The following is a 12,930-nucleotide window of genomic DNA, read 5'->3' on the forward strand; positions in this document are numbered from 1 at the left end:
TGCGTTATTGTTGAAGAGACCGTCGTCGCGATGGCGAGCATCGCGGACGTTGTCGCTTTCCATGCATCGGGTCAGGCGAAGCCCTTGAGGGCTGGCAATGCACTGCGTGCGGACTGCGCGATCGAACTGACTTCTTTCGCTGCGCCGGCTAGCTGATTGGCCTGCGTGACGGCCGCGCTCGCCTGCGCAGGCAGCGCATGAGTGAGTGCGTTTTGCGCGAACCCTTGCGCCTGGCTCTGCGCAAGCGAAGTAAGTCCGCTCGTGCCCGCCGATGCCGCGCTGGCGACACTCGCAATCTGCGACGCGCCGCCCACCGCTTGCCCCAACGTCCCTGCAAGCGACGCAGCGCCCGCATTGCCCGATGCACCCGTGACGAGACTCGCCGCCGAACTCGCCACCGACCCCGCGCCCGCGACGCCGGGCAACAGCGACGCCATTTGCGATGCGGCAGCGCTGTCGCCCGAAGCCGTCAACGGCTCGGCTGGCCACTGCGCGCTCTTGAAGTAGTTGGCAGGTTGCGACGGGTCACGCGGGTCGACGCCGAAGTTGACATGCGCGGCGCCTGGCGGCAAACCGCTGACGGTCGTGCGGCCGCTCGCATCGAGCGCGCCCTGGCGCAGCACTGAACCGTTCGCGTCGAGCACCGAGAACTTGCCGCCTTTGACTGGCTCGCCGTTCGCGTATTGATGCAGCAAATCGAGTTGTCCCGGCTGATCGGGACGCGCGGACGGCAGCGGATAGCCCTGGCTCGCAGGCCCCGCAAACGCATGCTGCGCCCCCTTGATATCGATCTTGCCAGGCGCATGAATCTCGATGTTGCCGCCCTGGATGCGGATGTACGCGCCGGCTGCCGTCACGAGAATGCCCTGATCGGCGGCGGCTTCGATTTTTTCGGTCGCGGACAGCAGCTTCAGCGTCTTCTGCGCGGTGATCTCGACGTTATCCGACTGCGCCTGCACTTCGACCTTGCCCTTTGCCGCGAACAGCTTCATGCCCGCGTTCTGCGCGAACAGGCTGATCTTCTCGCCGACGCTCGCGATCAGCGACTTGCCCGCGGCAATGTGCGTGCTCTGACCGCTGACGATAGTCGTGTGCTGTGTCGATGCGAAATGCGCGGATTGCTGCGTCGACATCGCGAGACCGGATGGCGTCGCGAACAGCATGATCGGTTCCTTGAACGCGTTCGCGTTGCCCGTTCCACCGCCTGCCGTGTTGCCGCCGCTGCTGCCCGATCCTGCCACGCTGTTCTGCGTCGCGTCGTTGAACGCCGTGAGCGCATCCGTGCCGTCTTTTAACGATTCAGCCTGATGTGTCTCGCTCGCCGACGACATCGCATCGATCACACTCCGCGAGTTCGCCAGTTGCGTGCGCGCCGCGCTCGCATCGAGCGGCTGGCTTGCCGTGCCCGTCGACGGATGCGTGGACACATACAATCCCTGCGATGCCCGCACCGCCCCATACGCATCCGATTTCAGATCGAAGCCGCTGCCCAGGTACGCGCCGCGCGTATTGTCGTTCTGCGCAACCAGATAGCCCAGATGCAGGAACGAATTCGCGCTGCTGCTATAGAGCTGCACGCGGTTCTGCCCGGTCGCATCGTCCATCACCATCTGGTTGTAGCCGCTGCCCTGGTACTCCTTCGAGCGATAGCCCGACAGAATGCCGTTGGAATGCCATTGCGGCGTCTTGGCGCCGTTATAGACGCGGCCCGTGACGACGGGCCGGTCGCAATCGCCATCGAGCCAACTGACGATCACCTCCTCGCCGATGCGCGGCACGTGCACGCTGCCATACCCGCCGCCCGTATCCGACATCGCCACACGCACCCAGCACGAGGCGTTCTCGTCGCCCTGGTTCAACCTGTCCCAGTGAAAGCGCACCTTGATACGGTTCAGTTCGTCGGTATACACCTCTTCATTCGAAGGTCCGACGACGGTCGCCGTCTGCAACCGCATCTCCGGCTTGTGATGCTCGAACGGACTGCGGTACGGGATGATCTTGCGCTGCGCCTCGACGCGCGCCAAATAAAACCCTTCGCTGCCGTCGCTGGCCGTTGAGTTCAGCGACTCTGCGCCATGCTGCGCACGCGCCGCCGCGATCACGTCCTTCAGGCTGTGCGGGAAATCCGTCGTGCCACTGGAGACAGGCAGATTGTTCTCGATCACCCACTCGACAGCGACCACCGCGAACTGCCGTTCCTGCGCGCCGCGTTCGCTATGCTCCGGGTGATTCGCCAGTTCGAACCAGCGGCCCGCATCGACGCCACGCACCGCGCCCACACCATCGAAGCGCCGGGCGCGTGATTCCCACTCTTCCATGCGCACTTTCGACAGATGATCGCCGCGATCCTGCGCGCCATATGTATACGCACCCGTGTACTCGTAAACCTCGGCCTGCGCGGGCAGATTGCCCTGCGTGGTCATCGTCGGCACGAACGTGCCTTTGGGATTCGCCGCGCCTGCAGGCGACTTGTAGTCGAACGTGCGCGTGGTGAGCGTCGTGCTTTGCAGCGTGCGCGTGCCGCTCCACTGTACGAACGCATCCGTTTCGCTGTTCGTGCCCGCCCGATAGAAGTTCACCGTCTGCGGACTCAGCGGCTTGAGCGTGCCGATATCGTCCGTGATGACGAGCGTGTGCGACTTGCCGTCGTCGGCCTGTTCGACATAGCTGAACAGCCCTTCCGCTTCTATCAGCCGCTGACAGAAATTCCAGTCGCTTTCGTATTGCACGCAGAACGAGCGCTGCGCGAGCGGTTGACTCAATGCAAAGCGAAATGCGCCCTGCGCCTGTGGATGGGCATTGAATACATCAGTGAGAATGGCATCGGCAGTTTTATCCTGCCATATGCGGGCATCCTTTCTGAAGCGCAGAAAATGCAGCCACGACGTAAAGCCGATCTGATAACTGGTGAGCGAACTGTCGGAACCCAGTCTTCGCGCGGTATGCACATAACCGTGATGCGGATGGTAAGTCCGGTCGGCCTGCTGGATCCATAACGTGACAGACTGCGCAATCAGCGATTTGAGTTCGATGCCGTCGCGCAATGAAACCACGTCGACCGTAAAAGCGCTCTCGCGGCCCAGCCGCGCATGGCCGAGCGCGCGCTGCGGCAGCAGGACATCGGCGCCCAGCGGCGTATCGAGCCTGAGCAGCCGATCGGTCTGCATTACCCCGCCAGTCATTGCCGCGATTATGTCCTGCGCCCCCATACCGCCTCTTTTTAATCCGATTGCGCCACGCGCTACCGCGCGATAATACAGAAATGAAGACGTAAATCGCAATCGTATTTTAAAGGCAATGTGTATCAGGTCGTAATTGCCGGATTATTGGATGCTTATTGCATATCGGAAAAATTAACTCAATCCCGAGAATGTGGATTTAACAATTCATTCGGACGATAGAGAAAAATCCTCAATGCCGGATCATTCGCCAATCTCATAGGCAGCAGTCGGGCCTAGATCAGAATCACATGATCGCTGAGCTGGACGCAATTGCGTCCGCCGCGCTTTGCGCTATACAGCGCTTCGTCGGCGTCACGCGCCAGTTGCTCGATGGTCGCGTCGCTTGCGGCCATGCACGCGACACCGATACTGCATGTATAGCCAGGCAGCGTCGCGTCGTCTTTCTGCGCAATGCGCTGACGGATACGCTCCGCGTGGTCCCTCGCCTCATCGGGACGCACGCGCGGCAGCAGCACGGCGAACTCCTCGCCGCCCCAGCGCGCGACGTGGCCCGGCGCCGGCAACATCTCTGCGACGCGCTTCGCGAAGTCGATCAGGATGCGATCGCCTGTTGCATGCCCATATGTGTCGTTCACCCGTTTGAAGTGATCGAGATCGATCAGCAGCAGCGACAGCAATCCGCCCGTGCGCATCGTCTTCTCGCGTTCCTGCTGATGCGCGCTCAGAAATGCGCGACGATTCAGCAGTCCCGTCAGCGGGTCCATGAACGACTGCTGTTCGAGGTGGTTGCGCAGCCGGTCCATCGCGACGAACAGCAAGCCAACCGTCACCGTCAGCGACATCAACGCGCCCGTAATCAGATAGATCTTCTGGATGAGGTCGGGAGCAAACAGGCCGGTGCTCGCCCACGCGGGCACGAACATCGACATGCCGCGCGCCGCCGTCGCGACGGTCTGCACCAGTTGCATCGAGCCGACGAAGATCGCCGTATTGCTGCCTTTGCCGAACCGCAGCATCGTGAAACTGTTCAAACCAAACGTCACCGTGAGAATGGCCGACATGCACAGCGTGCGTCCCGCCACAGAGGGATGCACCCACGTCATCCAGCTCATCGCGATCACGCCGATCACGAGCAGCAACGCCACGAAGCGGCGCGAAGGACGCAAGCCAAAAAACAGCTGGCTGCCGATCAGCCATAGCCCCGTGCCGAGTATCAGGCCGACGTTGGCGACGACAATCGAAAGCCAGTCGCCGATGCTGCCGCGCAACGCAAGCAGCATCGCCGACATCGACACGACCAGCGCACCCCACGCCCAATGCCCGACACCGCGAATGTTTGCCGGAAACCCGCGCCCCAGCGAAAACATGACGAGCGCCATCAAGCCTGGCATGACTGACGACATCAGAATGACGGTGCGAAGATCGAAGGCTGGCATACGGCTCCGGAGGCGGGCTCGCGATATGAAACTCATCCGTTTCACGTGCGCTGGCGAGAGAACCTCGCAATATACCTCAGCCCGCGCCTCAGTTAGTCCAGCAGTTTCAGCACGGTCTGCGGCATCGAGTTGGCTTGCGCCAGCACCGAGATGCCTGCCTGCTGCAGCACTTGCGCCTTCGACAGATTCGCCGTTTCGGTCGCGAAGTCCGCGTCGGTGATTTGCGAACGCGCGGAACTCATGTTCGTGGCTTGCGTGTTCGTCGTCGAGATGGCAGCCTGGAACGTGTTCTGCGTTGCGCCGAGCGTGGCCTGGAAGGTGTTGACGCTCGTGAGAACGCTGTCGATCGTGCTCATCGCGGCCTGCGCGCCCGATGCCGACGAAACCGACAGGCCGCTGATGCCGAGGCTGCTTGCATCCCATTTCTGCGAGCCGAAGTCGGCCGAGATCTGCTGGTTGTCGAATGCGCCGATCTGGAAGTTGATCGTACCAACGCCGTTCAGAACGGACTGGCCGTTGAAGGTGGTCTGTTGCGCGACGCGCGTGATTTCCGTCAGGCGGGTCGTCACTTCCGACTGCAGGTTCGCCAGCGCGTTCGAGTCGAGCGAGCCGTCGCCCGCTTCCACTGCGAGCTGGCGAATACGCTGCAGGTTACTGACGATCGATTGCAGCGCGCCGTTCGTCGTCTGCACCATCGAAATGCCGTTGTTCGCATTCGCCGCCCCTTGTGTCAGTGCATTGATCGACGCCGTTTGCGTCGTCGAAATCGCGAGACCGGCCGCATCGTCGGCTGCCGTATTCACGCGCTTGCCCGACGACAGACGGCTGATCGCCTGCGAGAGCGCGCTTTGCGAGCCCGACAGGTTGTTCTGCGCCGTCAGCGACATGATGTTGGTGTTGATGTTCAGCATTCGCTTCCTCGTTACTCAATAACTGCCATTAAAGACCTTCGCATCGCCGATGCATAAATGCGTGCATTCGTGGCGTTGCTTCTTTTCTAACGGTTCGATAAGGCCGAAATTAAGGGCGCAAAGCCTTTCATTCATGTCGTTTATGCTTACTTCAACTTTCTTACCGGATATTTTTAAAAGACATAAAAAAAACCCGCATGCCGAATGACGCATGCGGGCTTTGTCAGATGCAATACATCAGAACTTGTGGCGAATACCCACAATCGCGATCTCTTGCGTGCTCGTGCCGTTATAGCCGTACGAACCGATCGATGCCTGCGCCGCCTGCGTCGTGCCATCGGAGAGACGCTGCGTGCCGTTGGCGTGCTGATACGCTGCGACGGCGTAGAGGTCGGTGCGCTTCGACAGGTTGTAGTCCGCGCCCAGGCTGACCTGATGGTAATGCGCCGACGTATCGCCCGATGCAGCCGTATACGCGTAGCCCACGCCAGCGATCAAAGCAGGCGTTGCCTGGTACGCGACGAATGCCTTGCCGCTGTTGTACTTCTCGGTCGTCGAGAAGTTCGAGCTCGCGTCGGCCTTCAGTTGCGTGTTGCTGTACGACGCGCCCAGCGTCACCGAGCCGAGTACGTACTGGCCGCCCAGTTGCGCGATGCTGACCGATTTCGCGCTCACGTAACCGTCGTTGATGTGACTGTCGAAGATCGAGTCCGTCGTGCTGCTCGCCCAGCTGGTGCGCCCGCCCGTCGCGGAGTTGTTCGTTGCGCGCAGATAGCCTGCCGCCAGCGACAAACCGCCGACCGAGTACGTCGCCGCGCCGCTATACGTGTAGCCTTGTCCCGTCTGGCCAGCCACGCCGCTGAACGCATACAGGCCTTCGAACTGGAAGCCCGCGTAGTTCGGCGAGACATACTTGACGGCGTTCGACACGCGCGCGCTGTTGTCGTTGTTGTCGACGTCGCCCGGCGTCGCGAACGTGGAGCCGAAGTAGTTGTCGGCAGTGACGGCCTGCACCGTATCCGTAATCGGATCGTACTGACGGCCCAGCGTGACGGTGCCCCACTTGTCGCCCTCGAAGCCCACGTAAGCCTGGCGGCCGAACAGGCGCGAGCCCTGGCCCATCTTGCCCGTGCCGACGTCGAAGCCGCTTTCCAGTGCGAAGATCGTCTTCAGGCCGCCGCCGAGGTCTTCACTGCCCTTCAGGCCCCAGCGGTCGCCGCTGAGGTTGCCGTTGATCATGCCCGTCAGGTTGTTGTTCGAATCGGCGTTGTGCACGTAGCCGATGCCCGCATCGATGAGCCCGTAGAGCGTGACGCTGTTCTGTGCATGAGCCGCGATCGTCATCGAACTCAACGTGAATGCAACAGCCGCAATTGCAGTTCTTTTCATCTGTTCCTCTATCACTCGTTAAAAATGTATTGCGACCGCGAGAATACAGGCGCTTAAAAATAGATAAATTACTTGTTGGTTATATGCAACTGGTTAGCTATCCTGCCTTTTACAAAGTAAAAAAGGCCATGTGAATACACATAGCCGAAGCCCGGAATCATTATTCATCTGCGTGGAAAGAGAGAATATGAAGCGATTTCCAGACAGGCGCCAATCTAGGTGACGTGATTTTTGAAGTCAACGCGTGCAAGTCGATGACGCGTTTCCCAATCTTTCTTTCTTGCTGCGGGTAGTCGGATTGATTTCGCTGAACCAGCGTGTTGGCGGCTGCAGCGCGAGGGATGTTCAAGCGATGCCTTCGGCAGCATGCGCGAAAGCGTTGCGATGTCCGACAAGCCAGTCCGACCTATCCCGTTAATTCGTCCGACGCAAGGACGCAAGCGCTTCACAGCCGCCGCGGCTCGCAGGCTAAACCCGGCCTTTCGTTGTAGGACAACGTATAATGGAGATAAATCTCGAAAATCCCCAGGAGCGTTACATGGCCGCGTCTGCAGCACCAGGTTCGACCCCACGGCGGGTACGCGGGAGCCTCGCTGACCAGGTCGTCGCTTATGTCAACGAGCAGGTTGCCTCGCACGCGCTCAAGCCCGGCGATCAACTGCCGACGGAAACAACGCTGATGTCCTTGCTCGGTGTCAGCCGCACCGTCGTACGTGAAGCCATTTCGCGTCTGCAGGCCAATAGCGTGATCGAAACGCGCCACGGAATCGGCAGTTTCGTTCTGGAACCGCGCCGCGAGCCGCTTGGTCTTGACATGGTCCCTGCCACCACATTGAACGACGTGCTGTCAGTGCTGGAACTGCGCATCAGCCTCGAGACGGAATGCGCGGGGCTTGCCGCGCAGCGCGCGAGCGAACGCGATATCGCGAAGATTCGCTCGGCGCTCGATGCCGTCGAAGAAACGACCCGCGCCGGCGGCGACAGTACGGCCGCCGATCTGCGCTTTCATATTTCGATTGCGAACGCGACAGGCAACCGCTATTTCGTCGACATTCTCACGCAATTGGGGACGGCGCTGATTCCACGGCATCGCGTGGATTCGGCGGGGCTCGCGCAAAGCGATCCCAACGCCTATATGGCGCGAGTCAATCTCGAACACGAAAACATTCTCGATGCGATCGCGCGCAAAGACCCTGACGGTGCGCGCGCGGCGATGCGCATGCATCTGTCGAGCAGCCGCGAACGACTGCGCCGCGCCAGCGCGCAGGCGGAAGAAGCCGCGTCGACACGCGCGCTTTAAAGCACTGCATCGAATCAACGGGAAAGCGGCCAGCATGGCCGCTTTTTTCATTACAACGCCATTCGCGTCAGACGATCACGCGTTGACGATCTCCCCATCGCGACGACGCCAGAGTCCGAGTGGATTGCCGTCAGCCAGCGCATCGGGCAGCAGTTCTACCGGAAAATCCTGATAACACACAGGACGCAGAAAACGGTCGATCGACGTCGAACCGACCGACGTCACGCGGCTGTCGGCCGTTGCCGGGAACGGCCCGCCGTGCACCATCGCGTGACACACTTCGACGCCCGTCGGGAAACCGTTGACGAGCAGACGTCCCGCCTTGCGTTCCAGAATCGGCACCAGTTTCTTCGCGAGTTGCACATCGTCGCGATCCATTGCAATCGTGGCCGTCAGTTGCCCCGCGAAGTGCTCGGCGACTGCGAGCAACTCCCGCTCGTCCTTGCACCGCACGATCGTCGATGCGGGACCGAACACCTCGTCTTCCAGTTCGGCTTTTTTCAGAAAGACGGCGGCTTCGGTGACGAACAGTGCCGCGCGCGCCTGGGTCGGCCCTGTCGATTCGAGACCGTGCGCAACCGGCTCGACGCCTTCGATTGCAGCGAGTCTCGCCTCGCCCTCCTGATACGCGGCATGAATGCCCGACGTGAGCATCGTCTGCGCAGGCTTCTGATCGAGCGCCTGCGCCGCAGCTTGTGTGAATGCGCGCAATTCGGGGCCGTCGATACCGATCACCAGCCCAGGATTCGTGCAGAACTGCCCCGCGCCGAGCGCGAGCGAATCGACGAATCCCCGCGCGATCGTCCCGGCGCGCGCAGCCAGTGCAACGGGTAACAGAAACACGGGATTGATGCTGCTCATTTCCGCGTAGACGGGAATCGGCTCGGGACGATTCGCCGCGACCTTCATCAGCGACGTGCCGCCCGCGCGCGAACCCGTGAAGCCAACCGCCTTGATGGCCGGATGCGCGACGAGTGCCTCGCCGACCGTGCTGCCCGCCCCGACGATCATCGAGAACACGCCTTCGGGCAGGTTCATGTCTGCCGCCACGCGCTGAATGACGCGCCCGACCATCTCCGATGTCCCGAGATGAGCACGATGCGCCTTGACGACGACCGGACATCCGGCGGCCAGCGCTGCCGCCGTGTCGCCGCCCGCCACCGAGAACGCAAGCGGAAAATTGCTTGCGCCGAACACGGCCACCGGCCCAACGGGAATCTTCTGCATGCGCAGATCCGGGCGCGGCAAGGGCTTGCGCTCGGGCAACGGCGAATCGAGCGTCGCCGCGAGCCATTGGCCCGCGCGCACTTCATTGGCGAACAGCTTCAATTGCCCCGTCGTCCGTGCGCGCTCGCCTTCCAGCCGCGCCTTCGGCAGCCCGGATTCGGCGTGCGCGCGTTCGATCAACGCATCGCCGAGCGCCGTGATGCCGTCCGCGATCCGCTCGAGAAACTCGGCCCGCAGCGAAAGCGGAAGATGCCGGTAGGTGTCGAAAGCCTGCGGCGCCAGTTCGCAGGCACGCGAGACGTCTTCGACCGTACCGCTGCCGAATACAGGTGTGTCGATCTCCTCGCCCGTCGATGGATTGAATGCGCGCAGCGCCCTGTCCGCGCCATGAACCGCCTGCCGTCCGATCAGCATGTCACCCGTCAATTGCACGATGTCTCTTCTCCATTTGGCTGGTTTAACATCGGTCATCGTACAACATACGCCGACGCTGACGCAATGACCACCTTCACCGGCGCGGCGCTTGCCACAAGCTTTCAGGGTTTACCATTCTTTCTCGCGGTCAACTGACAACGTATCTTGTGTTCAGACGTCCTATGACATACCATAGTTCGCAAGACGTACTTTGCCGGGCGGGCAGCGCCCGTCCCAGGAGATCGAGATGGCTTCGTCGTCACCGTATCAACCGTTACCGAACGGCTTTCGCGCCGCCGTCAAAAACCGCGAGCGCCTGATCGGCTGCTGGGCGTCGCTGGCCAGCCCGATCACGACCGAACTGCTCGGCACCGTGGGCTTCGACTGGATCCTGCTCGACGCCGAGCACGCGCCCAATGACGAACTCACGCTGATACCGCAACTGATGGCCCTGAAAGACAGCCGCTCGGCACCCATCGTGCGGCCGCCGTCCAACGACAACGTCATCATCAAGCGCATGCTCGACGCGGGCTTCTTCAACTTCCTGATCCCGTTCGTCGACAGCGCAGACGATGCGCGCCGCGCCGTGGCCGCGACCCGCTACCCGCCGCACGGCATTCGCGGCGTGTCGGTGGGCCAGCGCGGAAATCGATATGGTGCGGTGACGGACTATCTGCAGGTGGTCAACGACAACATCTGCGTCATCGTGCAGATCGAGAGCCGCGCGGCCGTCGCTGCAATCGACGAGATTCTCGCGGTCGATGGCGTCGACGGTGTTTTCATCGGCCCTTCCGACCTCGCCGCCGCGCATGGCCAACTGGGCAACGCCGGTCACGCCGATGTTCAGCAGGCCATCGCCCATGTCTTCGACCGCGCGAAAGCCGCGGGCAAGCCGTCCGGCATCCTCGCGCACGTGCAGCAGGACGCCGAGCGCTATCTCGGCATGGGTGCCACACTGGTCTCCGTGTGCGCCGACATGGGCCTGTTGCGCAGCGGCGCGCTCAATGTCCGCCAGCACTTCATGCCGGCCTGATCGGCCTGAACTCACGGCCGTCACCTCACATCACATTATCGGGAGTAGCGAATGCAAACAGCAGGCTTCATCGGACTCGGCATCATGGGCAAGCCCATGGCAGCTAATCTCCGCAAGAACGGCGTCGATCTCACGGCCTTCACGCGCAGCGGCGTGCCCGACGAACTGACGCAAGCGGGCGTGACGGCATCCGCTAGCCCCGCGGATGTCGCGGCGAAAGCGGACGTGATCTTCATCATGGTGCCGGACACGCCGGACGTCGAGCGCGTGCTGTTCGGCGAGAACGGCGTCGCGAGCAAGCTGCACCAGGGGCAGATCGTCGTCGACATGAGCTCGATCTCGCCCATCGCCACGCGCGACTTCGCGGCACGCGTGCGCGAGAAAGGCGCGGACTATCTCGACGCGCCCGTATCGGGCGGCGAGGTCGGCGCGAAGGCCGCTTCGCTGACCATCATGGTCGGCGGCGCGCAAGCCACGTTCGACAAGGTCAAGCCGCTGTTCGACATGATGGGCAAGAACGTGTCGCTGATCGGCGAAGTGGGCGCGGGCCAGATCTGCAAGGTGGCGAACCAGGTGATCGTCGCCGCGACGATCGAGGCCGTTGGCGAAGCGCTGCTGCTGGCATCGAAGGCCGGCGTCGACGCGGAGAAAGTGCGCAAGGCATTGATGGGCGGCTTCGCTTCGTCGCGCATTCTCGAAGTGCACGGCGAGCGCATGACCAAGCGCACGTTCGATCCAGGCTTCCGCATCGAACTGCATCAGAAAGACTTGAACCTCGCGCTATCCACGGCGCAAGCGCTCGGCGTTTCGCTGCCGAACACGGCCACCTGCCAGGCGCTGTTCAATGCCTGTGCGGCGCACGGCGGCAAGGCGTGGGACCACTCGGGCATGGTGCGCGCGCTTGAATATCTCGCCGACCACGAAATCGGGCAACAGCAGACATGACGTTTTTTGCAATCGTCTCGAACGCGGAGGATGGCGATCTCGCCGTATTCCGCGTCGATGGATCGACGGGCGGCATCGAACCCGTCGCGCGCCATCCGGCCGGCGACACCGTGATGCCGCTCGCTCTCTCGGCCGATGGCCGCGTGCTGCATGCCGCCACCCGCGGCGCGCAACGGAGCATCGTCACGTATTCGGTCGATCCGCACACGGGCGGTCTCACGCATCTGCGTACCGCGTCGATCGAGCCGAGTCTTGCGTATCTGTCGCTGACGCCGTCGGACGACTGGTTGCTCGGCGCGTCGTACGGCGAGTCGTCCGTGAGCCTGTATCCCGCCAGCCCATTGGACAGTACTGAAATCAGGCCGCGCCAGGTGGTCGAAGGCTTCGTGCATGCGCACGCAGTGATCGCGTCGGCGGATGGCCGCTTCGCGTATGCGACGTCGCTTGGCTCCGACACGGTGTTCTGTTTTTCGATCGTCCGCGAGGCGAACGACGCAGCGCTCGAACTCGTGCAGAAGGTGCCCGTGGAAGCAGGCTTCGGTCCGCGTCATCTGCGCTTGTCGCCGGATGAAAAAACGCTGTATGTATCGAGCGAATTTCGCGCGACCGTCGCCGTGTTTTCGCGCGATGACGAAACGGGCGCGTTGTCGGCCCGCAGCGTGTCGCCGCGCGCCCCGTCGCTCGCGCATCTGAACGACGGCTGCTTGCGCACTGCGCAAATCGACGCGGCGACAGCCGCGACGCTCGTCTGGGGCGCCGATATCCAGCTGACACCCGATGGCCGCTTCGTCTACGTCGCCGAGCGCACGTCGAGCCGTCTGATCGCCTACCGCGCGACCCGCGAAGGCTCGCTCGAATACGCCGGATTCACCGATACGGAAGCGCAACCGCGCGGCTTCAGGATCGACCCGTCGGGCCGCTTCCTCGTCGCGTGCGGCGAGAGGTCCGCGCAGGTCGTCGTGTACGCGATCGACGCCGACTCAGGTGCCCTCTCCGCCGTCTCGCGCTGCGAAGGCGGACGCGGCGCGAACTGGGTCGAGATCGTCATGCAGACGTAGCGGTTCACGCATGACGCGGCAGCGCGCGAACCTCT

At 62.3% G+C, this 12,930-nt stretch carries 9 protein-coding genes; 4 read left to right on the top strand and 5 right to left on the bottom strand.

The annotated features are described in order from the left end of the window. Window positions 1–71: 71 nt before the first annotated feature. The 4 genes from PPGU16_RS35415 to PPGU16_RS35430 form a co-directional block, all read right to left on the bottom strand. Window positions 72–3,209: a type VI secretion system Vgr family protein gene (locus PPGU16_RS35415; RefSeq protein WP_180725493.1), complete on the bottom strand. Its 3,138-nt coding sequence runs from the start codon at window positions 3,207–3,209 to the stop codon at window positions 72–74. A gap of 245 nt (window positions 3,210–3,454) precedes the next feature. Then, the gene (locus PPGU16_RS35420) at window positions 3,455–4,618 is read right to left on the bottom strand and encodes a GGDEF domain-containing protein (protein WP_180725494.1); all 1,164 of its coding nucleotides are present in this window, start codon (window positions 4,616–4,618) and stop codon (window positions 3,455–3,457) included. Between the two features lie 92 nt (window positions 4,619–4,710). After that, on the bottom strand, window positions 4,711–5,529 hold the full coding sequence (locus PPGU16_RS35425; protein ID WP_180725495.1) for a flagellin domain-containing protein: 819 nt from the start codon (window positions 5,527–5,529) through the stop codon (window positions 4,711–4,713). A 237-nt stretch (window positions 5,530–5,766) separates the two neighbouring features. Further along, on the bottom strand, window positions 5,767–6,918 hold the full coding sequence (locus PPGU16_RS35430; RefSeq protein ID WP_180725496.1) for a porin: 1,152 nt from the start codon (window positions 6,916–6,918) through the stop codon (window positions 5,767–5,769). 538 nt (window positions 6,919–7,456) lie between these two features. Between PPGU16_RS35430 and PPGU16_RS35435 the strand changes: the two genes are divergently transcribed. Beyond that, entirely contained in the window at window positions 7,457–8,218 is a 762-nt protein-coding gene (locus PPGU16_RS35435; protein WP_180725497.1) for a FadR/GntR family transcriptional regulator, read from the top strand. Between the two features lie 75 nt (window positions 8,219–8,293). Here PPGU16_RS35435 and PPGU16_RS35440 read toward each other — a convergent pair whose 3' ends face one another. Beyond that, window positions 8,294–9,877: an aldehyde dehydrogenase (NADP(+)) gene (locus PPGU16_RS35440; RefSeq protein ID WP_180725498.1), complete on the bottom strand. Its 1,584-nt coding sequence runs from the start codon at window positions 9,875–9,877 to the stop codon at window positions 8,294–8,296. Window positions 9,878–10,106: 229 nt separating this feature from the next. Between PPGU16_RS35440 and garL the strand changes: the two genes are divergently transcribed. Genes garL through PPGU16_RS35455 form a run of 3 tightly spaced genes read left to right on the top strand, consistent with a single transcriptional unit; the run spans window position 10,107 to window position 12,895 of the window. Then, window positions 10,107–10,892: a 2-dehydro-3-deoxyglucarate aldolase gene (gene garL / locus PPGU16_RS35445; RefSeq protein ID WP_180725499.1), complete on the top strand. Its 786-nt coding sequence runs from the start codon at window positions 10,107–10,109 to the stop codon at window positions 10,890–10,892. Window positions 10,893–10,943: 51 nt separating this feature from the next. Continuing rightward, a complete protein-coding gene (locus tag PPGU16_RS35450; RefSeq protein ID WP_180725500.1) occupies window positions 10,944–11,837 on the top strand; it encodes a 2-hydroxy-3-oxopropionate reductase in 894 nt (297 codons plus the stop codon). Then, window positions 11,834–12,895 (top strand): lactonase family protein, encoded by a 1,062-nt coding sequence (locus PPGU16_RS35455; protein WP_180725501.1) that lies wholly within the window; start codon window positions 11,834–11,836, stop codon window positions 12,893–12,895. The genes PPGU16_RS35450 and PPGU16_RS35455 overlap by 4 nt, the downstream gene beginning before the upstream one ends. Window positions 12,896–12,930 lie beyond the last annotated feature (35 nt).

This window comes from Paraburkholderia largidicola, from assembly GCF_013426895.1.
GTDB lineage: Bacteria > Pseudomonadota > Gammaproteobacteria > Burkholderiales > Burkholderiaceae > Paraburkholderia > Paraburkholderia largidicola.